Below are 23,795 nucleotides of genomic sequence, written 5' to 3'. Positions count from 1 at the left end.
TGTATTCATTTATTAGCTTTTAATGTATTCATTTATTAGCTTTTAATGTAGAACTAGCAATATTTACATAATACAGATTCTCATCTTTGCCTACCAAAGCCCCTAGGTATCTACCGTAATGTAGAGCTCATGACCTTTAAAAGTAAAATAGACAGATTAGAAGGCGATAATCGCCTTATTTATCTTCCATAATATCTTTAAGTGCAATGCGCTTTAGCTTAGTACCATCGCGATACCCTTTTACTAACAATTCATCTAATACAGCGCCAGTGTAGAAGGTATAGCCATTTTCTTCATCAACGGGAAGCTCGTATACAGAGCCTGATATTTGAGGCCAAATCCAATAATTCCCACAGGGTGATAAGTGAGGTAGAACCATTGAACCTGAGCTTACTCTCCATTCATCATCATTTTTCCACGAACAAAACAACACATAGCAGGGTTTGCTATCAATAGTTTGAAACGTTAAAACAACCCACCCTTCTGGCTTGTGTTTCATATGTCACTCCATCTTGTTTACAAAAAAATTTAAGCCTCCATTAACCTTAACTTAATAAACAAGAACACCCCCTCTTTTTTCTTAAAAAACACAAAAAATAAAAATGCTTAAATTAACCTAGAATTAATATCGTTGGCATTTTATGAATTTTAAAACCCAAATCAAAGACACTTAAAGAAGATAGCGAGAGGTCTGACCAGTTTAACCTTCTCTATTTCTGTAATATCTGCAATCATAGTGACTGCCTTTTGAAAAGCATCAACCTTGCTGGGGGCTAGGTGTGAAATTTTAAATTTAAGCTTTTAGGAGCAGCACTGAATACTAATTTCACTTTGGGTGTTTTACTTGAACATAACAACGTCATGTTAAACACAAACATAAAATCGGTTTGGATAAGGTAAAAACAACTCGAGAAACCTTCACAGTACTTTAAAGATAAATTTTTTTTGAGAATAAATAATTTGCTCGTAGAAAAAACATTGAACTTAACTTTTGAATTTTAAAGTGAGATTAACCCTTGAAAATAAAACAAAATTTTCAGTGGCTCCAAGGATTGATAAGCCTAATTATGACGAAAGGAATAATGTAAAAATGCTTACCAAGAACAACTATTCTAAAGATAAACCTTTTAATTTATCATCCATTATCTATAGTGTAAAGACATTTATTTTTTGGGAGGTGAAATTATGACCGTTACAAAGACGAACGCTAACGTTCACAGAGGTCGATTTGTTATACGATTTTACTCCCATAAAAATCAGTGCGCACTTAATCCCGAGTCATTTCAGGAGCTGATCCTGGCTTTTAAACTGGAATGTGACCCTAATGTGAAGCTGTTTGCCACCCAGCCTGAGCAAATAGAAGTGACTATAGACAAAAAAGTTTACCGCTATACACCCGACTTCTTAGTCCTATATCATTCTGGCTTCGCTGAATATATTGAAGTTCATCATGAGTCTCAGGTTGATAAAGAGTATCACTCGAAAATTCATCTTTTTAATGAGTACACCCGAAAAAAAGCACAAATAGGTTTACGGTTAATCATCGTCGATAAGCTCAATACTATCTTTATGGCGAACCTTAATCTGATAACAATGTATTACTCGGAGCATTCATTCCCATTAACAATGCTGCCTGATGGAGATTTAACCTTTGGTGAACTCATCGAATGCTTGGAGGGTATAGCTAAAAACCCAGTGGCAGAGGCTTATGGACTAATTGCATCAAATGTATATAAATTCGATATGGAGAAGCCGTTAAACGCCTCTACTACATTGATGCGAGGTCACCTCAAATGATCGGATATGCTACGGGTACTGACTTGACTAATAAGTACGGTAACGTTGAATCTATTGCGTTTGTTGACAGTACATCAATACTCCTTTCCGGTGATGGTATAGAGACTAAGAAGCGCCTATTAACTCGAGACGACTTTGAGAAATCAATTGATGATCAAGGCTTTATATTAAGAAGGGCACAGCATCCACATATTGAACTAACAGAATATCAAAAGTTAACGGTTACCTCACGATTGATTTATCAATCTATCTTGAAAGAACTGGTTAGTGAAGGATACCCTGCTACAACCAAGAAGACATATGATGAGCTCATCAAACGAGTCGAGAGCCAACATCCTGCAACTATTGCCACAAAACACCCGCAATGGAAAACGGTATGTCGCCATTGGCGCGCATGGGTTCAATCAGATTTTAATGATGAGGCGCTTGCGGGAGTGAAGCGTAATAGGCCTATACGGCTAAATGCGGCCACTGAGGCTTTCATACAGCACTACATCGCTACCGTCTATTCGTGTAATAACTCTGCTTTCAAAGGCGCATATTACAGTAACTATAAACGAGAAGCGCAAGAAGCTAGCTTGAAAAATAATGAGATTCAAATCGCATCACAACGCACCTTTTACCGCCGGTTACAAGAGCTTACTGATGCCGAAAAACTTGCTAATTTTAAAGGTCTTTCACAAGCGGAAATCAATAAGCGACTAACAACGCTACGTAAACGAATAAAAACCTATTACGCAATGCAACGCGTTGAATGCGACCGTGTTGTGCTAAATATGTGTTTAATTGATGATAAAACAGGTCTACCGACACCGCCTATTTCTTTGTATGTAGCAATAGACGTTTACACACGCGCACCTATCTCTGTGGTGCTTAGCTTTGAACCTGAAAACTCTGCCGGTGGGCTTAACCTTTTACGTCAAATATTTATGGCGGATAGTAATCTTACAATGAATGGACGTAAACCGACTACATTGATTATGGATAATGGCCCAGGGTTTAATAATCGTTTGATAAAAAAGGCTGCGGAGCGACTTGAGTTAAATATTCATTATACACCATCAAATCAACCTGCTAAGAAGCCATTCATTGAGTCATTTTTTAACGTATTAAGAGATCACTTTTTTTCAGGTATGAAGATTGAAACGCAAAGTGGTGAGACGAGTATTGGATTTCAAAGTTATTCAGGAAAACGTACTAACCCGAACTCACTCGACACAATTCCATTAGCTAAACGTGCGGATATAAAGGTATCTGATTTTACAAAGCTACTGAATATATTTTTGACAGAATACATGCACAAACACCATAAACAGGCTGGCCATACGCCTATCAAAAAATGGAATCAGTCCATTATTGATACGCCTATGCCTTCATTCACATATGATCAGCTACAACATTGCTTCCACGTGTCCAGAGCCCAGGCCTCACATAAATTACAGCAACGTGGAACTATCAGATGTTTAGGTCAAGATTATTACAGTGATGAGCTAAAACAACTATACGCGGCTACTAAAACAGACATGGAGCTGGGTGAAAACCCCTCTGTTTATGTGTTTCATGACGACCTAGATGCCAGAAAAGTAACAGTTCAAGCAACACTGCCTGGCGAGAACAATCCTGTGGAAATAGTGGCTGATAATATTGACCATCATGATACTAAACTACCAGTCAGCTTTGCTGAACTAAATGGTAATCAAACTCTGACCCAACTCGGAATATATACAGAAACTTTCTCCCATACTCCTACTGGTCACTATGTCGGTGAAATAACTGAATTCGTAAAGCAAAAGCCCAAACGCAAACAGCACAGAGGCCCAAAGGTAGCGTCTTTCAATAAAAATACGAAAGAGAACTTATCCATTGTAGAGCGAATAAAAAAATCTCATAAAGTGAATGAACTTAAATCACAGATATCGCACTCAGGTGAACAAGATACCTACGCAGATACGATAGTGAGCAAAACCAGAGAAATGGCCTCTACCCGTTATAATGATGATGAAGGAAATGAAAAACAATGGTAACTATGCCCAGTACAATTTTCGCATGTGACATACAAATGAAGATATGGCAGAGGATAGCGGAAATCCACAATATGTATCACGTACCTTCAGAGGATAAACGAGCTCAACTTATTTATGGTGCCTCGGGTGCTGGCAAGACGTATATATTAAAGCAGTATCACGCTCAGTTTTTACCTGTTACTAAGCCAGAAAAAACGACAAAACCAATCTTTTATGTCGCTTTTAAGGAGTTTAAAAAAAGTACTGCAGAGATAACTCGATTTTTAATTTCAGAGCTAGAGGGAACAACACAAAATTCTCGCACTACTGCAGCTGAATTGGATGCCCAACTTATCTCACTTCTCAAAGACCTAGAAGTGGAGCTAATCATTCTTGATGAAATTCAGAATATTGCCTCAAGTTATGATGGGATAGAGTTTCAACGAATTATTAAATATTTTTGCTATCTGATCGATAGCAACAAGATCCGTTGTTCGATTATTTTCGCCGGTACAAGCAGTGCTAAGCGCCTTATTACATTTGGTAGAACCGCCGGTAAATTTGACGATGACGAGCAGATGTCTCGTCGACAAATGCGCCCCATTGAAATTAAGCCAATCCTTCCTAAAACGAAAAACTGGATTGCCTGTTGTAATTGGTTCATTCAACAAGTTGGGTTGCCAAATTTAACAAAGGATGAGCACAGTGAGCTACTTGATCGTATTTACCTTGCGTACAGTGAGCACACCATGAGTACAATGCGCGATTTATTTTTACGTAATAACACACGAAATGCAAAAAACTATGATCAGCTTATAGAAGCCTTATTTGAAAACTTTGAGAAATATGCAATTGGGGCTGTCAATCCATTTGATTATGAACTTTTAACAAAAAAACAATTAGATGCATATCTAAATGAGCAAGATAAAAACCTTAGAAGTCAGTTCTATTCGGGGTTATGCTAATGCGTTTCCCAATAAAACCCTCTTACTATGAAGCGGAGTCAGGTATTGGTTATGTACTTCGTTTACTTAAAAGAAATGGCATACAATCAGAATCTCGCGTACTCAATAAGGCTATGCTAACCAGTATCATCAAAGGTAGATCAACAAAGAACGAACTCCTTGATCACCTTATTCCTATAACTCGCACTTTATCATCATTAAAGATAAAGTGCTGGACACATGCGAGATTGCTAACGCCACAAGTTTGTCCAGATTGTGTTAACCAATATGGGTATTTTAGGGCCCAGTGGCAAAATCCATTTTTACGACACTGTATTATTCATGAGTGTGCCCTCTTATCCGAATGCCCTCATTGCAATTCACCGCTGCAATTTACCATTAATCTTCTAAATGGCCGCTGCACATCACCTTTGTGCGGCTTACGCTTAACGCATATGCCATTGAATAATCAATTAAAATCACCTGAACAAGTCCACGATGCATACCTCATAGCTAAAGTGATAGTTGACGATAGTAATACACGAACGAGTTTCCCACCAAAGGAGATTACCTCCACATTATTAAATAGAGCGGCTGATATTCTTAATAACCCAGATAGTGCTAGAGTATTCTTAAGTGAAAGGGCTAAACGTGTACCAACAGATCTACCGTTGAACATTGAGTTTCACAAAATTGAAATTATTGTTCAGAATTTGCTATGTGAATGGGGGTCATTATCCACACTATATGAAATGTATAATAGCGAGTATATTCGTTCAAAAGCTCCCATAACTCAGCTTTGGTTTGAAGCTCAAACAGCCTCCTCTATAATTGGGGTAACGTTTAAACAAATCGCTCTTTTAGTCGAAGTTGGATTGATAAGAACTGATTCAAAAAAGGCCTTAAGAACAGATACTCGCGTTGAAATATCAGGTGTTTATACCTTTTTAGCCGAGTTCAGCCACAATAAAGATTACGTCCCCCTTTCTGAGCTACGTCGCTTTATGGCTCTTCATAATATCTGTATAACTGATGTACTGATAGCTGCTAAAAATAAAGAATTATCAATAGCATACAAACCTTCATTAGACTTAATGCATTCCATACACGTTTTGCCTGAAGCATTCGATACCTTTTGTAAATTACATACTCAACTTATAAGAGATAAAACGATGTCCGTTGCAAACGTAGCTGAAGTCACCGGTATACCAAAGGTAGAACTAATGAGGTTGATTAATACCGGTAAGCTCAGGCCCGTTTACATTCATGGCAATAATTCAAAACGTATACTTAATTGTGATACTTTGAAGTTGGCGAAAACGCAAAACAAACAGCTATCACTCGACATTTAGTACTTTGTAATTTCAACTTTAATTTTTAGGCCGAGACATCTTCTCGGTCTATGCTTTATTAATAACAATACCGGCAGTTCACTAAAACTAATCGACTGAATATCAATAAGTTTAACTTTCCCTTTTTTAATAAAGGTTTAGTAATTTCATCCATAACTAAACCTAAATCAAACCAAATTTGAATTAACTCAACATTACAAATGAAGCTTCGCATATCTGCATTTTAGCTTTCACTTAAATGGCTTCATTTCTCTTTATCCTAAAAATCCATTTTCTAATCGATTTACTACACTTTTACTAAGTAAATATTAGCGTATAGTGTTCGCCACTAATTTACCGAATACAGAATCTACTTAATTATGTGCTCATTAAAATCAAGTCAGAGTTCTTCAGTGGCAGAATGAGAATATGCAAGGCAGAATGAGAACTTTTTGGCTGGATGAGAATTTGTGTTGGGGCAGTTTTTAGCTATAAATAATTCTCAATTTAAGAGGCGCAGTACCCATAAATAATACAAGCTAAGTTATTGTTTTGAAATCTTATTACTTGGCTGAGATTCTCAAGTTATATGGCGCTGATCAAAAATGATCAGTGCCACTTAAATCGAGAATTCACGGCGCGTTGAGAACTTATTGATTTATAATAAAATATGGCACTTAAATTGAGATTTATTAACTTAATTACACTCTAAAAATAATTATGTTTTTTATTAGGTAAATTTCACAAACAACGAGAAATCGCTTGAAAACATCTATTACAGTAAGTGATTTGAAGTGATAATTTGCCTATCTATTATACGAAAGCTAATCGGGTTTACTTCGAGGTAGAGTTTATTTAGGCCGACGCTTTGCGGAGTAGCAACAGCGCATCTTTATTTTTCATTACATAAAGAACTTGTATTCATGGGCAGTTATAGCCGTGGATTGCATCACCCAATAATTACCGGCGGTCTGCTCTGTGCCATAAGCGGTCATTCACGATTTTTAATGTATGAAGTCAAGATTTGATAATCATATAGAAAGCTCCTCGAGTTTTTCGATACAGTTGTGTTGACCAAAAAATAAACTGAATCCGAGGAGCTTGGTATGAAACTATGTGGTGGAATTGACTTGCATTCAAATAAAGTGTTATTGCTATCATTAATGAACACGGTGAAACACTTACCGCTAAGCGTTTAAATAATGATATGTCTGTCATTTTATCTTTTTAAGTCCTTACAAAGACAACTTAGAAGGTCTTGTTGTTGAATCGACCTTTAATTGGTATTGGTTAGTCGATGCTTTAATGGATGAAGGGTTTAAACTTCACTTAGCAAACCCCGCTGCAATTCAGCAATATTCAGGTTTAAAACATGCTGATGACCATAGTAATGCATGCTGGTTGGCTAAAATGCTACGTCTAAACATTTTGCCTGAGGGCTACATTTATCCTCGTGAACTCAGAGCTGTTTGCTACTTAATGCGTAAACGAATGGACATTGTTCAACAGTCCACTAAAAACTTATTATCAGTGCAAAGTTGTTACATGCGTCATCTTGGGTATAAGCTCAGTAGCAATAAAATAAAACAAATGGCGCTATCAGAAAAGGCGTGAATGTTGAGCAAGTACACATCGATTTCAGCTCAACGAATACAGCACTGTCAGTCATTTCTAACCTCTCATTAATACGCTGTGCTCAACAGCAAATCAATGCGATAGAGGGCGCTATTAATAAAACATCACTCTCCTCTGAGTTTATAAACCTAACCAGTATCGATGGGATTGGGAATACGTTAGTACTGACCATTATGTTAGAGACAGGCACTATTAAACGTTTTGATAGTCCAGGTAATTTCTCCTCCTATTGTCGCTGCGTGAAAGGTGCAAAATACAGCAATGGGAAGAAGAAAGGCGCTACAAATCAAAAGAATGGTAATCGTTACCTTGCGTGGGCGTTTACTGAAGCTGCTAACTTTGCTATTAGGTATAACCCGACAATTAGAAAAAATTACCAACGCAAGCTGGGTAAAACCAACCAAATTATCGCGATTAAAACAGTTGCACATAAACTCGCAAGAGCGTGTTATCACATACTTAAGGACATGTCCCATTTGATGAACACAAGGCTTCTTCTTAACGACCATAAAACGAATTAGTTTAACGTGTTGAGTTAAAGACGGGGTTGGTAAACCATCAGATTTGATTGAGCCTGCACGTTAACCGCTCTTATTTAAATGTTGGGTAACCCGTCTATATTCGTCTACCTATTAGCGGTAATATATTTTGCTAAGTATTCCACTGCCTCATTCGAATTTATTACTTCGTTCGACACATAAACATCTGGTTCGATAGGTTGCTGACAATGCTCTTTTCCTGATGGGCGAGTAAAGATAAGTGTCGGCATGGTTAGTTCTAAATTAGAACCAGGCAATACATGAGTTTCTATACGCCCAGTAGTGCAAGACCTTACATTTGAATGACCCGCGATGACAGCCTGACGAGAGTCCTGTAGTGAGGTTAAAAACAAAGTAGTGGATGAATAACTGAGCGGCCCCATTAGTAAATATGCCCGTCCAGGTATCTTAAAACCCTTATGCGCGTCGACAGGCACTAATTGATTAAATGTGCCTTCAATAACCTCACCTTGATTACCTTTAATAGGTCCTATTTTGATATTTCGTTCCGTCATACGAATTTTAAAGTTTGACAGAAATGGAAATGGCTTGCTCGCAATGTAAGGTGCAATACCTTGCTGCCAATAGTGATCGGTCCCCCCAGGGTTATGGCGAACGTCGATAATCACATCTTTGACGTTCGCATCTTTAAACGCCTGCCACGTTTCATCTAGAAATGTGAAAAAAGGTTGTTCTTGTTCTTGAGAATAAAAAAAGCGATCGACACGCAAATACCCTATGTCATTGTCTAGTATTCGACTTTGGACAAATTCCCTCACATCAGCATTGTGATTTTCAGGCTCATCAGTGACACCCATTATAGAGAATTGCTTGCGCTTATTTTTATGCATAAACTCAATTTGATAATCTTTGCTACTACCAAACAGTAACCAGTACATTTTGTTAAATCGGCTGGCAGTAAAAGCAGCCCTAAACTCTAATGAGTCGCCATACATTCTTGCCAACATAGTTTCAATTATTTTTGATGCCCTAACTCCGTTGACTGAGGTAATCTCATCACCGATTTTAATATCTAAATGGCCCTCAAGAGTTTCCGCCACAAGCAAACGTTGGGATGCATCTATTATTACGTCAAATGGAAATAGCCGACCACCGTTCTGAATGTGGCTCTTAAATTGATCATCAAGCTGTGGCGAAGCAATTAGCATGTGTCCATCTTTAAAGTAAGGATTCAGCTGAGAGAAGTATTTCCATGCTTCATAATGTGTCATGGGTGAAGTTATACCTTCTGACAAGGACTCTATCTGCGATTTAACTTCAGATACATCCATAGTAAAGCCCGGGTCTGGGTGGATCGTATCAAGGCGTTGACTTAGCTCAGTCAGGTTGCTTTTTAATACTTTAATGCTCACTATCTTGCCAGATGAAGGCAGGTTAGTATGAGTATTACTTTCTTGCGTTTTTGTGTTTTTTGTAATTGACTTTGGTTCATTCAAGCTAGTGCAGCCAACTACAAACACAATAAAAAAAGTTAAAATTATAGTCTTCAATTTTTGTCCTCAATTCTATTTTCCACTAATTAAATCGTCTGATGAATATTGTTATCCACGGCGATTAGAAGTTGCATTAAAGAGCAGTCTAAGAGAAAAATCGTCTGTTTTGGACGAGTTGGACGTGCGATTCGGTCGATTCGCACTCATTCGCAATCGAGTTTCAGCTGTTTCCTGTACTGGCTTGGGGTCATTCCTTTGAATTGCTTGAAAACGGCATTAAAGGTACTTTTTGAGGAAAACCCAGCAGATAGAGCTAGATCAATAAGTCTCTCTTTTGGATTAGAAGAAATTTGAGAACAGACTGTTTTTATTCTGTATTCGTTAACAAATTGATAAAAGTTCTTATTTGCTTGCTGATTGAGGATTTCAGATAAGTGATGACTACTAAGGTTGGTATATCTTGCTAGCGCATCTAAGCTAAGTTCACTTTCTAGATAAGGTTGCTCTTCTTCCATATATTGAACAATGTTTTCTAATAATTTGGCTCTAGTATTAGAGTCGAAGCATTGTGCCTTGGTTGTCGAGTTGAGTGCTTCCGCTGGAGTTTCACTCAAGTTGTCAATGGTAAATAAGTTTGGCTCACGCCACTGAGCCATCGAAACGCTGTATATCAAAGTAAAGGCAATGAGATCACTAGCAATAGCCAAAGTAGAATTTGCGCCGATTATTGTGCTGACAGCTTCTGTCAGCAACATTGCTGCGTACAAATTTAATACTACCCATAACCAGGTAAATATTTTAGGATTAAAGTTGGAAAGCGTGTCACGCGCATGGCGTCCACTTTTAGTTATCAGTTTGACACTCAATGCTAAATAAAAAAATGCCTGTACGAACATAATAATTTGAGTCAGCAGTTGGATATTTTCTTTGTGTAAAGCGTTATTAGCGATGTTGATTTTTTCAGTCGGGGTAGAAAACAAAAAATCTATATTTAAGAGAAGACAAAGTAATAACGGCGTAGCGTGAATACTATCCTTTAAATGGAATGACTTTTTAATTATCGCTGACCGAAAATATAAATATAAAAATGCACCAAAGCTGGCGGGGACAAAGTAGCCCCATCCAATTAGATTAGCAAAAACAGTATCCTCAGCATGCACTACAATCAATGGACAGCAGAAATAAAATGCTAGAAAAAGACACCAAACGCCCATTATGCGCCCAGTATTATTAACGCCAGCACTAAACAAAAGTATTGCTGCTAATAAGATGCCTTGGAATGTTCCGATGACATGAAGATATTGCATTGGCAAGGAAATAAACAGCATTGGGATAGTTGTAAATAGAAATCAGGTAGATGTTTAATGTTCCTAGATTAGCAGATTGCTAAACTTATTGTTAGCTGTGTCTGACATATTATTCAGTTTGAGCTGTAGAGGTGATTCCAGTGTAGTGCCATTTTTAATATTTCGGATGGAGTGTTCTTCACTAAGGGCTTTGTCAAAGCCTACAACATTAAATGCAAACCACTTTTCACCTTTTAAATTGCATTCAAGCAGCTCAACATTGTTGCTAAAATCGTTTAAGAATAGCGGCGAATATTTAGGGGATACTACAATTGTTGAGGCCCCCAAACCGGCTATATCAGGTATTTGTAAGTTTTGCTGAGCAGCACTAGGCTCTATCAACCAATCAACGGCTAACTCTCTCCAGTTGTCTCTCATGCTCATACCGTCGAACATTAACAACTGGCCCTCGGTCGATTGAATTGTTTGTTCGAACCCCGTTTCATTAAGTAAGAGAAACTCATCAGGCTCGACACTCACACTGTATACTTTTTTAAATTTGTCTGTCATTAAGCATTACCTTGAGTCAATAATGAAATACGTTTTTGAAATTGAAAATCTAGGAAGCGATTCATTATTCACTAATATTAAGCAGTGCAGTAACAACCACTGGTTTTATTAAGTAACAGTTCGCTGTTAAATCCAGCTACAAGATTATTTATAACCGTTTCAACAAAACCACTGCCCTGCGCGCAGCCAAGCCCTTGAGAAAGTGGGCCGGCATAAACAAAGTCACCTTTATCGTTAATCACCACGGCAGCTGGTGTAGCAGGGAGCAGTATTTGTAAAGAGGCTGTTTGCTCAATATTGATAAGCGTAATATTTTGCGCTTTAGAAAACGCAGCCAACTGTTTTAAATGGGGCTGGGCTTGCTTGGTGCAGCCACAGTCAGGGTCAGTAACGATAATCAACGAATTATGCTTTGCTGCTGTAAACCCTATGTGTTGTTTAAATTTAGTAAACCACCCTGGTTGCTCAAGCACGCCATAACTGTCAAAAACGCGCAACTGATTATATTGATAATAAACTAAACCAGAAACCGTCAATACTAACCACAGAGCAATCACTGCACTCGTTTTAATAGGTGAGTTACTTAAATTTAGCAATGCTTTGCTCTAATACCGCAATACTTACGTCGATCATTTGTACTTTAGCGGTTAGCTTTTCTACCACTTTGGTATCTTGATATTGGCTTTGCTGCATTTGTTCTGTGCTTGAGGCTATTTGTTTTGTGTTTACAGCTTGCTCAGCAACAACTTGCGCTACAGAGTGAGTACTCTGGCTGACAGCTTTTATTTGCTCACTCATGGCGCTTATGTTTTCTTTCATGGTGGTGCTGATATGCGTTAAATCAACAACAAAATCGACACACTGGCTCATAGATTGGGTTGACGTTTTACTGTTTGTAACTAAATCTTTTAATGTTAAAGCAATTTTATCTGTCGTGGCTTTACTGCTTGTAGCAAGCGTTCTGACTTCATCGGCTACAACTGCAAACCCGCGGCCATGCTCACCCGCTCTTGCGGCTTCAATGGCCGCATTAAGCGCAAGTAAGTTAGTTTGCTCTGCAATGCCCGATATTTCGTTTAACAGCCCTGATATTACATCACCAGCGGCCACTAAATGATTTATTTGCTCTTCTGTATGATTAAGTAAATTAAGTAGCTCCGTGCTTTTAGTGTCTGTTTGCATAACGTCATTTAAGGCGCTATTTGCAGCTTGAGTAATGTTATCTACCTGCTGCTTTAACACTTCGCTTTCATGCTCAACTAAGCTAAAACCCTGTGCAACTTGAGCACCAGAGTCAGCTATATCATTAGTTTGTTGCTTTCTTTGCTCTGCCCCGCTTGCTAGCTCATCGTGTACGTTTATTAATTGCTGCGAATTTTGCTGCAGTGAAAGAGACTGCGTTTGCACTTGCCTAATTACATCTGATAAATAACCCAATAAAGTATTAAATCCTGCTACTGCATTGCTATTTTTATCATCGGCCCTAAGCGAAAGCTGTATATGCTCAGGGTCTTGCATAATGGCTTCGGTCGCTTTGGTTAAAGACACGCCAGCTCGGCGCTCTTGTTGTAGAGTTTTAGTAATATAGCCTGCTACAAACACTTCTACTATTGCATAGCCAGCATGTATAAGCACCGTAGTAAACGCCAGTCTGTCAGGGTCAAATACATAAAAGCCTGTGTTTTGTGTTTGTAAAAAGTAAAAGCTTAAATGATGAACGGCCACAAAAATAATGGCCGTAATAAACACCTGCCACTGCACAAACATGATCAACATGGCCATTAATATGAATATTTCGAAGTGTATTTCTATTAACCCAAAGGCTTGTTGTATGTGCAAAAAAGAAAACATCATAATTGCTGCAGCAACAACATGACCTGTGATTGGGCTATTTTGCTGAGTTTTAAGTAACCATATAGGCATTAAACTTAAAGGTAGGCCGACTATGAATGCTTGTGTAAGTGTCCCAAAGTACAAGCCTAGGGCGATAGACTCTACAAACAAAAAAATGAATATTATGGTGAATAAACGACTTACACTATTCATAAATACCTTTAATTATTAAAATTTTTTTAAACAAAATCAGGGTTTGTACGTATTAGCTAATAATTACGACCACATTTAATTATCAATATAGCCTAGCTTGCCAACTTTACTTAATAATTGATAAAACAGCTTTAAACTCAGGTAATGCTGCGTTTTTTGTCCACTGAAAAATGATACTTTCTACGCTTGTAATTATTGCCCCTGCCTGTTGTAACTGCTCTAGAGCTAGCGATTTATGCATCGTATTTCGTGAACCCACAGCATCTGCCGCTACATGCACCTCAAATCCTTGGGCTATTAAATCTAAGCAGGTTTGTAAAACACATACATGCGCCTCTGTGCCTATTACTATAATTTGTGAACGCGTAAGCTTTGTAAACACAGCATTAAATGCAGGCTCATTACACGCACTAAAATGTGTTTTTTCAACAGTCTGTGCGTTTATAAGGGTGTTTTTTAAAAGCCTGTTTGTACCACCAAGCCCTTGAGGATATTGTTCAGTCACTATGCTAGGAATTTTAAAAAGGGCGCTTACTTTGGCAATTTTTATTGCCCACTCTAGTAAATCAGAAAATTCGCTAATAGCGGGAGAAAGCTTATCTTGAATATCTATCACTAATAACACGCTGTTATCTGCAGATAAATTTTTGTGACTAACCATAACACCCCGTTTTTAAGTAATTATAATTAGTAAGCGTAGCTTAAATGGTTATAAACAACTAAATTAGTGCTTTAATTTAGTTGTTATAAGTTGTAATCCACACTTTAAAAAATGTGCTATATTTAACTTTTATATGTATATTCCCTGCCCTAGAGCGAGTTTATTAGTGCGATTGAGTATTTTGTTTTTTCTCTTCACCACTGTATGTTTTCTTTGTATTACTAGCGTATCTGCCTCCACAAATTATGCTCAACAACTACAACGAATATCTACCGATGAAGGTTTATCCCAAAATTACGTAACTAAAATTTTGCAAGACGATTTAGGTTATATTTGGATAGCCACAGCGCAAGGGCTTAATCGATTTGACGGCTATACGGTAACCCCTTTTGATGGCGGATTTACCCTTAACGAAAACTTCATCACTACACTATTTAAAACGCATGCAGGCAATATAATTGTTTCTACTGAGCTTGCCGGTGCCTATTTAGTTAACCCAAAAACATTAACTACTCGTAATATATTTTCGGGCAATCTTGCAGGTAATACAGCTAGTTACGCTTCTATTGAAGCGATAGCTCAGCACCAAAATACCTTTTACCTTGCCATTTTAAACAACGTGTATTCACTTAACTCTAAAACAAATTCACTTACTTTAGAGTTTACTATAGGCAATGAAAACAGCGTGGTGCGCGCATTAAAATATTACAAAAATACGCTATTTATAGGCACTCAAACTGGTTTATTTAGTTACGACCTAAAAACAGAGTCATTAACCCCTCTTAATTTACATACCCCCGATAAACAAACAGTCGATAACAGTAATGTTAAATTTTTATCTGTAGACCCCGCGCTAGGATTATTAGTAGGCACCGTTGAGGGCATGTACGCATTAAGTTTAAATAGCTCAGCAGGAGCAACTACAACTCAAAGCACTAAAAGCGTGATTGCTGATTACAATATTTGGGATTACAGCAATACACCCTATGGCGAATTTATTGCCACAGAGCATGGCTTGTTCGAATTTAACCGAGAAAAGGGCACCACTGAGTTAATTCTTAGCTTTGATCAAAGTAAATTTAATATTACCGAAAATACTATTAACGATTTAATGGTCGACTCAAGTGGCGTGTTTTGGCTGGCGTCGCGCACTCAAGGCGTGCTTACTTGGTCAATAAACACACGGCGTTTTAACAAAATCACCCTACCCGAAAACAACTATATAAACAGTATTTACCAAGACGATGATTTATCTATGTGGTACGGCACCGATAATGGCCTTGCTCATGTAAATGCTAAAAACAAAACAACCTACTACCTAACCTCGCAAGACCCTAAAGCGGTTTATGGTGAATACGCTATTTTTGCAATTAATAAAGCGTATTTAGAATCCACTTCGCGGTATTTATGGCTAACGGGGTACTACAGTTTAATTTTATTTGACAAAGAAACAGGCACTGCCGTTGCAAAAAAAGATTTAAATAACGCACTGTCTGAAGGTGCGGTTATTTATGGTTTGTCTGAGGTAGCCCCCGACACATTCGCTTTTTATAATGATCACAGTTTTTATGTGTACAATGGCAAAACAGGCTTAACGCGCGAAATTAACGGGTTAAAACAACATGTAAACCCTTTAGAGGCCTATACTTTTCATCGACCTTTTGATGATTACCCAAATGAATTTGTATTAAGTACAACTACCCACTTTTACCGGTTTAACGAGCAAACAAACACCCTTACCACTATTTATAAAACCAGTAAAAAAGACAGCCAAAATTACCACACAGTAGAAAACTGGTTAACCGATAAAAATAACATTTTATGGTTAGCAACAACCAGCGAAGGCCTAGTGGGTATTGATGCGCAGAGCTTTGAAAAAAAGCACCACTTTAACGTAAGTAACGCCTTAAAAACGCAGTCTATTTATTCACTTATTAGCGATGAGTATGGTTATTTATGGTTTAGCAGTAAAAATGGTTTGTACCGCTTAAATACCGATACGTTAAGGCTGCGAGTTTTTACGGTTAAAGATGGTTTATCGGTTAATTTATTTAGCACTTTAGGGGCAATTACGCTTAAAAATAACACTGTAATGTTTGGCAGCAGTTATGGTGCGATTTCGTTTAACCCCGCTGAGTTTTTACAGCAAAGCACGCAAACAACAACCTCAATAACCGATATTACTTTAATGTCGCGCGATTTAGACTATCAGCCAAATCAGTTTGCCACCTCTGCATTGCAATTAACACATGAGGATATGGGTTTGGAGGTCAGCTTTTCTAATTTTGATTTTCAAAATAGCGCGGAAACACGATACAAAATTACGCTTCAAGGACCTACTTCGCTAGAGTATGATGATTTAAAAGCAAACAAAATATTTTTTACAAAGCTCCCACCAGGTAATTATCAATTAAAGGCCAGCGCGTATAACTTTAATAGTGCGACCGAGTCAAAGCCGGCGCTGTTAAATTTTAATGTGGCATACGCGCCTTGGAAGTCTCCTTATGCGTATGCGGCTTATATTTTAATTATTATAACTGTGCTGTGTTTACTGTTTTGGCAATACAGAAGCAGACAACTAGCCATTGCTAATGCGCAAAAAGCGACAATACACTCGCAAAAACAAACCGAGCTTGCGCTCAGTAACAATAAAAGTGGTATTTGGGATTACCATTACAGCGACGATTCGGTAAATACAAACCGGGGGAGTGAGCTTGGGTATATTAATTTGCCAAACCGTATCCCGCTAAAACATTATTTAGCTTTAATTCACCCTGAAGACAAACCGCGGGTTATTTCGCACTGGTTAAATTTTACCAAACAAAAAAAGCATGAGCATTGGCAAGCAACTTACCGGTTAAAGCATAAGCTTGGCCATTGGTTGTGGTATCAAGATTTAGGGCAAATTATTTATGACGAGCACACAAATAAACCGGTATCTGTATCTGGCATATATACCAACATAACAGAGCAACGTGCCAATGAGCAGCAAGCCAACATTTTAGGTGAGGCGTTTGGGCAAATAAACGACTGGCTGCTTATTTTAGATAATAATTTGGTGCCAGTTTCTGCAAATAACAGTTTTATAAAAACCTTTTCGCAAACTCATAAACATCCGCTTAGCTTAAAAGTGTTTGTTAATGCGATAGGTAAAACGCAATGTAAAAGCTATGCCAGCACATTAAAAAGCTTAACAGCAAAACAAAATTGGCGAACTGATGCCGTTATTAAAACTGCAACTAACCCGCACCACCCCATACATATAAGTGCCACTGCAATCGCTAAAGATACACATAGCATAAATTACTATGTAATTGTTATTTCGGATTTAACCGAGCAAAAAAAGGCAGAAGACGAGCTGCGCTATTTAGCCAACTTCGATCCCCTAACACAATTGCCTAACCGCAGTTTAATGCATCAAAAAATTGGTAAATCGATTAAAAAAGCTCACCAACAGCTCACTCAAAGCGCTTTACTATTTATAGATTTAGACAAATTTAAACCGGTAAACGATACATTTGGCCACGCAGTGGGAGATCAACTGCTGTGTAATATTACCCAAAGAGTAAGCGCTATGTTGCCAAGTAATGCCACGCTTGGCCGCCAAAGCGGTGACGAATTTTTAGTGCTTATTGATAACGTAGAAGACATAGCCGCACTTAATAACATAGTCAAAAGTATCAGTTCAGAACTTGCCAATAAGGTCATTATCGAAGATTTTTCTATTAATATATCAGCCAGTATTGGCGTGGCTTTATACCCATTTGATGCCAGCTCGACCGATTTACTGATCAGAAACGCCGATGTAGCCATGATGCATGCAAAGCAAGCTGGCCGAAACGGGTTTAAGTTTTTTAACGACTCGATGAACGAGCAAATAAAACAAAAGCTCATCCTCGAAAACGATTTAAAAGATGCCGCGAAAGATAATCTATTATTTAATCACTACCAACCCATAATAGACACGCATGCACAAACAATAAATGGAGTTGAGTTACTTATGCGCTGGGAAAATAACGGCCAATTTGTCTCGCCGGCTTTATTTATCCCTATTGCTGAAGAAACAGGCCTGATAGAAGCATTAACTGAGCAAGCTTTAGAGCGTGCGCTAACTGAGCTAGCCCCTACATTGGCCAGCAACCCATTGTTTTATATTTCACTTAACTTGTCGCCAAAGCACATTTTAAGAACGAATATAGCAACCAAACTGACCAATATATTAAAACAGCATCAAATGAGCCCAGTACAACTGCGCCTAGAAATAACAGAAAACATACTGCTAGAAGACAAGCAAAAAGCCGCAAAGCAACTACAAAAGTTAAAATCGGCTGGTTTTAAGCTGTTACTCGATGATTTTGGCACCGGCTACTCATCACTTACTTATTTGAGCCAGTTCCCTATTGATGTCATTAAAATAGATCAAAGCTTTGTTAACAGCATTGGGGTTGATAAAAGTGATGAGTCGATCATCAAAACCATTTACACTTTGGCTCAAAACTTGGAGCTTTATTGCATAGCCGAAGGCGTTGAAACTAAGCAACAAAAAGCCTTTTTAGAAGGGTTAGGTTGTCATGTTTTACAAGGTTATTATTTTGCAAAACCAATGCGTGCAGAGCAATTACAAAACCCCGAAACACATGAGCATATTCACACTTTAATAAAGAGTTAGCTATGAATATGCTGGCATTCGTGGCTTTCAATTTGCAGTACGCTGCTTTTAACATTAAAACGCGCAGCGAGGAGTTTTTCTATTTTTAAGCGGCAGGCTTCATCGTGCTTTTCAATTGTACAATGCTCTTTTAACACCACGTGAGCGCCGACAATAATATCGCTGTCTTTGCGCGACACCGTCACATTATGTACGTTATGCACATGCTCTAAATCGGTAATTGACTGCTCAATATCCTTCACTTTAGGCAACTTAGCGTTATTAAAGAACAGCCCTTTAATACAGCTCGTGATCACTTTACCGCCGGTAAATAATACAAACGAGGCAATTAGCATGCTCGATAAAATATCAATAATGCTCCAGCCCGTAAAATAAATAAGTACGCCAGCTATAAACGTAGAAATGGTCGATATAATGTCAAAAAACGAATGTAAAAATACAGCGTACACATTAATGCTTGCTTTGCGGCCTTTATAAAGTACCCACGCTGCAGCACCATGAAATAAAAACCCTACAGAGGCAATACTCGACATTAAAAAGCTGTTTATTGCTAAATCATGGCCGTCGTTATGATGGGAAATTCTCTCTACACCTTCATATAAAATTACGGAGCTTATTGCCAAATACAGTAAACCATTAATTAAACCACCAATGAGCTCAGCGCGTTGATAGCCATCGTTATAGGTTTTAGCAAAATGAATTGCTAAGCTTGAGGCAATAAGGGCAATAAATAGCGAGCTATTATGCACAAATAAATGCCCTGCATCGGCAAGTACAGCAAGCGAATTAGCGTAATAAGCGCCAATTACCTGAATTACCATAAATGAACATGTTATCGCTAAAGCGATAAGTAACCGACGACGAGACGCCTGGTGTGTAGTGATTTCTGTCATGAAATGCTTGAAAAACCTATACTTAAAATGCAAATAAGCCGTCAGGTGGCTTAGAGTAGAAAAGGGTAATGATATACAGTAGCAATTGTAATACGAAGCCCTCTTAAACGCACTAAAAACTTAGCAAAATAGCTAAAGTTGTACTAAATAACATAGTAGGAACAATTAAATTGTATGTAAAATCAACTGGAGCAATGAGTGGGCTTAAAACCAATCGAAGATATGTGGAGTACTATAAAGCTTATTCCGTTTGCCGTTGTACTTTATGATGCTAAAACACAAGCCTATAAAGCAAACACTCAAGCGCAGAGTATATTTAATTTACCCTCACAGCCAACATTAAAAGATGCAGACTTTAAGCACCTCACGTTAAGTAGTCCAGAAAGTAAAAAACAATTTACTGTTGCTCAATTGTTTGAAAAATACTTAGTTATAAATACTAACTGCCACGTATTTTTACAAAAACAAACGCACGGCCTATTACTAAACGCCAAACTTGCCTCGCTAAATAGTCACTTATACATTGCTACGTTTGAGATAATTGAACACAACGAAGATGCGCAATATAACTTTGATAAAATTATTTCAAAAATTTCTACCGACTTAATAGATATTCAAATTGACGATATTGATACTCATATAGAGTTTGCGCTTAAAGCCATTGGCACTGTATGCCATGCCGATAGGAGCTACTTATTTAAATTTTCTGACGATGGTAAGTCAATGCGTAACACCCATGAGTGGGTTAACCAAGGGATTCAGCCATTTAAAGATCAACTACAGCACATACCAAAAAACTCACTCCCCTACTTTGCTAATTTAATGGGCACCACACACTTATTTAAAGTAAATGATGTTGCCAGCCTCCCAGCAAAAGCGACTAAAGAAAAACAAGAACTCGAGCGTGAAAGTATTCAATCTGTACTGTGTATTGGCCTTCGCTACGATAAGGAGCTAGTAGGCTTTATTGGTTGTGATTGTGTAAAGCAAAAACGTGAGTGGACAGACTTAGACTTAATTAGGTTAAAACTAGTAGGTGAAATAATCGCTAATGCGTTTAAAAACTTAAACTACAAGCAAGAGCTTCAGCATATTCAACAACAGCTAATTACCGCAAATCAAAAGCTTAACCAACTTGTAAATACTGACAGCCTCACCGCAATTGCAAACAGACGTTGTTTTGACAAAGCACTAGAGAGCGAAATTAAACGCTGCGCACGTGCTAAGCAACCCGTTAGCTTAATTATGTGCGATATAGATTTTTTTAAAAATTACAACGACAGCTACGGCCATCAACAAGGCGATGAAGCCTTAGTTAAGGTGGCAGCTGCGCTTAAGTCGCAATGCCAACGTGAAGGCGATTTAGCCGCGCGCTATGGCGGTGAAGAATTTGCGGTCATTTTACCGGCAACTAGTGAGCAAGACTGCCAACAATTTACCCGCTTAATCCAACAAGCAATTAAAGCGGCAGACATAAAACACAATAATTCTACCGTAAGTGAGTACTTAACATTAAGTATCGGTTTTTATTCAGCCACGCCTGATAAAAATAGCACGCCACAGTGCTTTATAAGTAAAGCCGATCAAGCACTCTATACCGCAAAAGAAACAGGCCGTAATAAGGTATGCCAATTTACATAACTAAATCTATTATAAAGTAACGGGCGGCTCTAGCTGCCCGTTTTTTATACCTGATATTTTAAATACATTACCTTGTAATGACTGGTTAGTTTTTACATTACTGTCATCTGCAGAAGTTACAAATAGCCACTGTGCGTTATTGCCACCAAACGCAACGCTTGTAGGTTTTGTTGCAGCAAGTGGCAGTGTGTTTAAAACCTCCCCATCTGGCGATAAACACATAACGCAGCCCATATCCCATACCGCAAGCCATAAGTTGCCAAGGGCATCAATCACACAGCCATCTGGGTCTACTTGGGTATTTTTAAATTGATAAAAAACTTGGGCGGGTAATATAGGCTCGCCGCTGTCTGGGTTTACATTTAAAGTAAAAATACAGCTGGCTTTTGAGTCGCAGTAATAAGCACGTGAGCGCGCTTTATCAAAACATAACCCGTTGGGAATGGTTAAACCTTGCACCACGCAATTAAGCGAATTTTGATAAAAACGGTAAATCTTACCTTCGCCTGAGCGGGCGTTTGTATCCATAGTGCTTAGCCAAAACCCACCCCAAGGGTCTGCCCGACCATCGTTAGAGCGCCGTGTGGACTGGGTATTTTCTAAAAATGTAAGCGTTTGGCGCACCCCAGAAGCTATATGGTATTTATATATACCCGTACTGGTGCCAATAATAAGATGTGCTTTATCAAGCCACGCTAAAGCCGAAACCGTATCTTGCATTTCAACTTGTGTTAGTGAGTCAGGCTTTGTTAAACACTTACTTAGCAGAAGGTTTTTTTCTATATCTACCCAAAATAGCGTTTCAAGCAAAGGGTGCCAAAGCGGGCTTTCACCTAACTTATTTTGCAAATTACTAAATACGGTCACACTTGAGTCAGTCATAAATAACGATTCTTTAATATTAACAAAGCCTTGTATTAATAAATACTTTATCAGAAATACCCAACACTTACGATTAAACAAAACATATTAGCAACTAAATGCTTTTGCTAAGCCAAACAGTGCACTAATACCAAATAGCTTAATTAAGTGATTTAGTTTTAAATACTAAACCACATTGATTACAGGATAAAAGCTTCGTTATTGCTCTGTTTATATCAAAATTTTTAGCGCCGTTAGCGCTAAGTTTAATCCCTTAAGTGAATAAAGTAATGTGGCAAATGGGTATAATTATTTCAGCATTTTATCGCGCTTTACTTGGTTAGTTGGTAATATCATCAAAAGGGAGGTAATAGTATGATTAATAATAACAATAAACATTCTTTAGTGGTTGACGGAGGTGCAATGCGCGGTATTTTTGCCGCCGGCGTGCTGGATGAGTTTTTAGCGCAGCGCTATCAACCTTTTACTAATTACTTTGGGGTTTCTGCTGGCGCTACCAATATAGCCGCTTATTTATGCCAACAACCTAAACGTAACTACCATGTTATTACCGATTTTTCGTGTCGGCCTGAATTTATTAACTTAGCGCGCTTTATCAAAGGCGGCCACTTATTTGATTTAGATTGGCTGTGGCAAGCAACCATTAAAGAGATCCCCCTCAATACAGAAGCCTTTGCAAAGGCGGCTCACGAATTTTATATCGTCTCTACAGCTATCACCACAGGGCAGCCTCATTACCTTAAAGCAAGTAGTGATGCGATGGTAGAGCAACTTAAGGCATCGTGCGCGGTTCCAATTGCGTATCGTAACTACCCTATAATTAATGATATTGCGATGACCGATGGCGGCGTAGCAGACTCTATTCCCGTAATAAAAGCATACGAAATGGGTGCTCAAGAAATAACCGTGGTGCTTTCTCAGCCACTAGGCTATAGAAAAAAGCCAAGTAAATCTCAGTGGTTAACCAAAAAACTTTATAAAAACTACCCTGCTTTAATAAATAGCTCGATTAACAGAGCGCATGTTTATAACAGCAGCATAGATTTTATTAATAACCCGCCTGAAGATTGCAAAATCAATATTATTGCTCCACCGCCCCAATTTAGAGTGAGCCGTACAACCAAAAATGTTAAACGCCTTAACGATGGGTACAAAATGGGAATTGATACAGCCAAAGCCTTTTTAAGCTAAGTGTGTTGTTTCCCTTTAGATAGCGCAACCAGTATGCCCATTACAGTCAACGCTGCAATGGTGCATACAATGCCCGCTAGCACAGCGTAAACATGTATAAAGCACGCTAAGGCAATAACTATTAAAGCACAACAATACAGCCACTTATAGGCTACTTTGTAGTGCTTACTTCTCATTAATAATAAAGCGGCCAGTAAACACGCTATTGCAACAACTATCATAACAGTGTTCATGCTGCTTTTACCTCTGCAAG

At 38.2% G+C, this 23,795-nt stretch carries 19 protein-coding genes; 9 read left to right on the top strand and 10 right to left on the bottom strand.

Annotated elements, in window-relative coordinates; genetic code table 11:
• Nucleotides 1-175: 175 nt before the first annotated feature.
• Nucleotides 176-499, bottom strand: coding sequence for a hypothetical protein (locus tag B2R65_RS13010; protein WP_024032696.1), 324 nt, complete (start codon nt 497-499; stop codon nt 176-178).
• Nucleotides 500-1,185: 686 nt separating this feature from the next.
• Between B2R65_RS13010 and B2R65_RS13005 the strand changes: the two genes are divergently transcribed.
• The 6 genes from B2R65_RS13005 to B2R65_RS12980 all read left to right on the top strand — a co-directional run bounded on the left by B2R65_RS13005 (nt 1,186) and on the right by B2R65_RS12980 (nt 8,231).
• Entirely contained in the window at nt 1,186-1,797 is a 612-nt protein-coding gene (locus tag B2R65_RS13005; RefSeq protein WP_024032698.1) for a TnsA endonuclease N-terminal domain-containing protein, read from the top strand.
• On the top strand, nt 1,794-3,821 hold the full coding sequence (locus B2R65_RS13000) for a DDE-type integrase/transposase/recombinase (RefSeq protein ID WP_036972195.1): 2,028 nt from the start codon (nt 1,794-1,796) through the stop codon (nt 3,819-3,821). Before B2R65_RS13005 ends, B2R65_RS13000 begins: the two co-directional genes overlap by 4 nt.
• 35 nt (nt 3,822-3,856) lie before the next feature.
• Nucleotides 3,857-4,765 carry a TniB family NTP-binding protein gene (locus B2R65_RS12995; protein WP_223866401.1) on the top strand — a complete coding sequence of 303 codons (909 nt, stop codon included), beginning with the start codon at nt 3,857-3,859 and terminating at the stop codon, nt 4,763-4,765.
• Nucleotides 4,765-6,096, top strand: coding sequence for a TniQ family protein (locus tag B2R65_RS12990; protein WP_161804172.1), 1,332 nt, complete (start codon nt 4,765-4,767; stop codon nt 6,094-6,096). Before B2R65_RS12995 ends, B2R65_RS12990 begins: the two co-directional genes overlap by 1 nt.
• A gap of 1,284 nt (nt 6,097-7,380) precedes the next feature.
• Entirely contained in the window at nt 7,381-7,689 is a 309-nt protein-coding gene (locus tag B2R65_RS12985; protein ID WP_286743278.1) for a hypothetical protein, read from the top strand.
• Entirely contained in the window at nt 7,686-8,231 is a 546-nt protein-coding gene (locus tag B2R65_RS12980; RefSeq protein ID WP_286743277.1) for a transposase, read from the top strand. The genes B2R65_RS12985 and B2R65_RS12980 overlap by 4 nt, the downstream gene beginning before the upstream one ends.
• Before the next feature lie 104 nt (nt 8,232-8,335).
• Here the strand turns inward: B2R65_RS12980 and B2R65_RS12975 are convergent, their stop codons facing one another.
• The 6 genes from B2R65_RS12975 to B2R65_RS12950 form a co-directional block, all read right to left on the bottom strand.
• The gene (locus B2R65_RS12975; RefSeq protein ID WP_286743275.1) at nt 8,336-9,760 is read right to left on the bottom strand and encodes a S41 family peptidase; all 1,425 of its coding nucleotides are present in this window, start codon (nt 9,758-9,760) and stop codon (nt 8,336-8,338) included.
• Between the two features lie 146 nt (nt 9,761-9,906).
• A complete protein-coding gene (locus tag B2R65_RS12970; RefSeq protein ID WP_286743273.1) occupies nt 9,907-11,031 on the bottom strand; it encodes a helix-turn-helix domain-containing protein in 1,125 nt (374 codons plus the stop codon).
• A 42-nt stretch (nt 11,032-11,073) separates the two neighbouring features.
• Nucleotides 11,074-11,559, bottom strand: coding sequence for a hypothetical protein (locus tag B2R65_RS12965; RefSeq protein WP_286743271.1), 486 nt, complete (start codon nt 11,557-11,559; stop codon nt 11,074-11,076).
• Between the two features lie 77 nt (nt 11,560-11,636).
• Complete coding sequence (locus tag B2R65_RS12960; RefSeq protein WP_286743270.1) at nt 11,637-12,155, bottom strand: DUF6436 domain-containing protein; 519 nt, start codon at nt 12,153-12,155, stop codon at nt 11,637-11,639.
• Nucleotides 12,139-13,605: a methyl-accepting chemotaxis protein gene (locus tag B2R65_RS12955; protein ID WP_286743269.1), complete on the bottom strand. Its 1,467-nt coding sequence runs from the start codon at nt 13,603-13,605 to the stop codon at nt 12,139-12,141. Before B2R65_RS12955 ends, B2R65_RS12960 begins: the two co-directional genes overlap by 17 nt.
• 106 nt (nt 13,606-13,711) lie before the next feature.
• On the bottom strand, nt 13,712-14,266 hold the full coding sequence (locus tag B2R65_RS12950; protein WP_055253861.1) for a hydrolase: 555 nt from the start codon (nt 14,264-14,266) through the stop codon (nt 13,712-13,714).
• Between the two features lie 133 nt (nt 14,267-14,399).
• On the opposite strand from B2R65_RS12950, the gene B2R65_RS12945 reads away from it, so the two are divergent.
• The gene (locus tag B2R65_RS12945) at nt 14,400-18,935 is read left to right on the top strand and encodes an EAL domain-containing protein (RefSeq protein WP_348735326.1); all 4,536 of its coding nucleotides are present in this window, start codon (nt 14,400-14,402) and stop codon (nt 18,933-18,935) included.
• Here B2R65_RS12945 and B2R65_RS12940 read toward each other — a convergent pair.
• On the bottom strand, nt 18,932-19,828 hold the full coding sequence (locus tag B2R65_RS12940) for a cation diffusion facilitator family transporter (RefSeq protein WP_029774437.1): 897 nt from the start codon (nt 19,826-19,828) through the stop codon (nt 18,932-18,934). The genes B2R65_RS12945 and B2R65_RS12940 overlap by 4 nt on opposite strands.
• Nucleotides 19,829-20,026: 198 nt before the next feature.
• Here B2R65_RS12940 and B2R65_RS12935 point away from each other — a divergent pair, with 198 nt between their 5' ends.
• On the top strand, nt 20,027-21,469 hold the full coding sequence (locus B2R65_RS12935) for a diguanylate cyclase domain-containing protein (RefSeq protein WP_286743263.1): 1,443 nt from the start codon (nt 20,027-20,029) through the stop codon (nt 21,467-21,469).
• Nucleotides 21,470-21,478: 9 nt separating this feature from the next.
• On the opposite strand, the gene B2R65_RS12930 is transcribed toward B2R65_RS12935, so the two are convergent.
• Nucleotides 21,479-22,351, bottom strand: coding sequence for an SMP-30/gluconolactonase/LRE family protein (locus B2R65_RS12930; RefSeq protein ID WP_286743261.1), 873 nt, complete (start codon nt 22,349-22,351; stop codon nt 21,479-21,481).
• 354 nt (nt 22,352-22,705) lie between these two features.
• Between B2R65_RS12930 and B2R65_RS12925 the strand changes: the two genes are divergently transcribed.
• On the top strand, nt 22,706-23,542 hold the full coding sequence (locus tag B2R65_RS12925; protein ID WP_286743259.1) for a patatin-like phospholipase family protein: 837 nt from the start codon (nt 22,706-22,708) through the stop codon (nt 23,540-23,542).
• Here B2R65_RS12925 and B2R65_RS12920 read toward each other — a convergent pair.
• Nucleotides 23,539-23,795 (bottom strand): hypothetical protein (locus tag B2R65_RS12920; RefSeq protein ID WP_286743257.1); only part of this gene is annotated, 257 nt, incomplete at its 5' end. The genes B2R65_RS12925 and B2R65_RS12920 overlap by 4 nt on opposite strands.

The sequence above is a fragment of the Pseudoalteromonas sp. UBA2102 genome, from assembly GCF_002331165.1.
GTDB classification, from domain to species: Bacteria; Pseudomonadota; Gammaproteobacteria; order Enterobacterales; family Alteromonadaceae; genus Pseudoalteromonas; species Pseudoalteromonas atlantica.
Note: the sequence above shows the minus strand (reverse complement) of the source record. Positions and strands in the feature narration are given on the sequence as shown.

Excerpts from the sequence above, each read along its gene's own strand:
- B2R65_RS13010 (WP_024032696.1), bottom strand. The coding sequence starts at position 499 with ATGAAACACAAGCCAGAAGGGTGGGTTGTTTTAACGTTTCAAACTATT.
- B2R65_RS13005 (WP_024032698.1), top strand. The coding sequence starts at position 1,186 with ATGACCGTTACAAAGACGAACGCTAACGTTCACAGAGGTCGATTTGTT.
- B2R65_RS13000 (WP_036972195.1), top strand. The coding sequence starts at position 1,794 with ATGATCGGATATGCTACGGGTACTGACTTGACTAATAAGTACGGTAAC.
- B2R65_RS12995 (WP_223866401.1), top strand. The coding sequence starts at position 3,857 with ATGAAGATATGGCAGAGGATAGCGGAAATCCACAATATGTATCACGTA.
- B2R65_RS12990 (WP_161804172.1), top strand. The coding sequence starts at position 4,765 with ATGCGTTTCCCAATAAAACCCTCTTACTATGAAGCGGAGTCAGGTATT.
- B2R65_RS12985 (WP_286743278.1), top strand. The coding sequence starts at position 7,381 with ATGGATGAAGGGTTTAAACTTCACTTAGCAAACCCCGCTGCAATTCAG.
- B2R65_RS12970 (WP_286743273.1), bottom strand. The coding sequence starts at position 11,031 with ATGCTGTTTATTTCCTTGCCAATGCAATATCTTCATGTCATCGGAACA.
- B2R65_RS12965 (WP_286743271.1), bottom strand. The coding sequence starts at position 11,559 with ATGACAGACAAATTTAAAAAAGTATACAGTGTGAGTGTCGAGCCTGAT.
- B2R65_RS12955 (WP_286743269.1), bottom strand. The coding sequence starts at position 13,605 with ATGAATAGTGTAAGTCGTTTATTCACCATAATATTCATTTTTTTGTTT.
- B2R65_RS12950 (WP_055253861.1), bottom strand. The coding sequence starts at position 14,266 with ATGGTTAGTCACAAAAATTTATCTGCAGATAACAGCGTGTTATTAGTG.
- B2R65_RS12945 (WP_348735326.1), top strand. The coding sequence starts at position 14,400 with ATGTATATTCCCTGCCCTAGAGCGAGTTTATTAGTGCGATTGAGTATT.
- B2R65_RS12940 (WP_029774437.1), bottom strand. The coding sequence starts at position 19,828 with ATGACAGAAATCACTACACACCAGGCGTCTCGTCGTCGGTTACTTATC.
- B2R65_RS12930 (WP_286743261.1), bottom strand. The coding sequence starts at position 22,351 with ATGACTGACTCAAGTGTGACCGTATTTAGTAATTTGCAAAATAAGTTA.
- B2R65_RS12925 (WP_286743259.1), top strand. The coding sequence starts at position 22,706 with ATGATTAATAATAACAATAAACATTCTTTAGTGGTTGACGGAGGTGCA.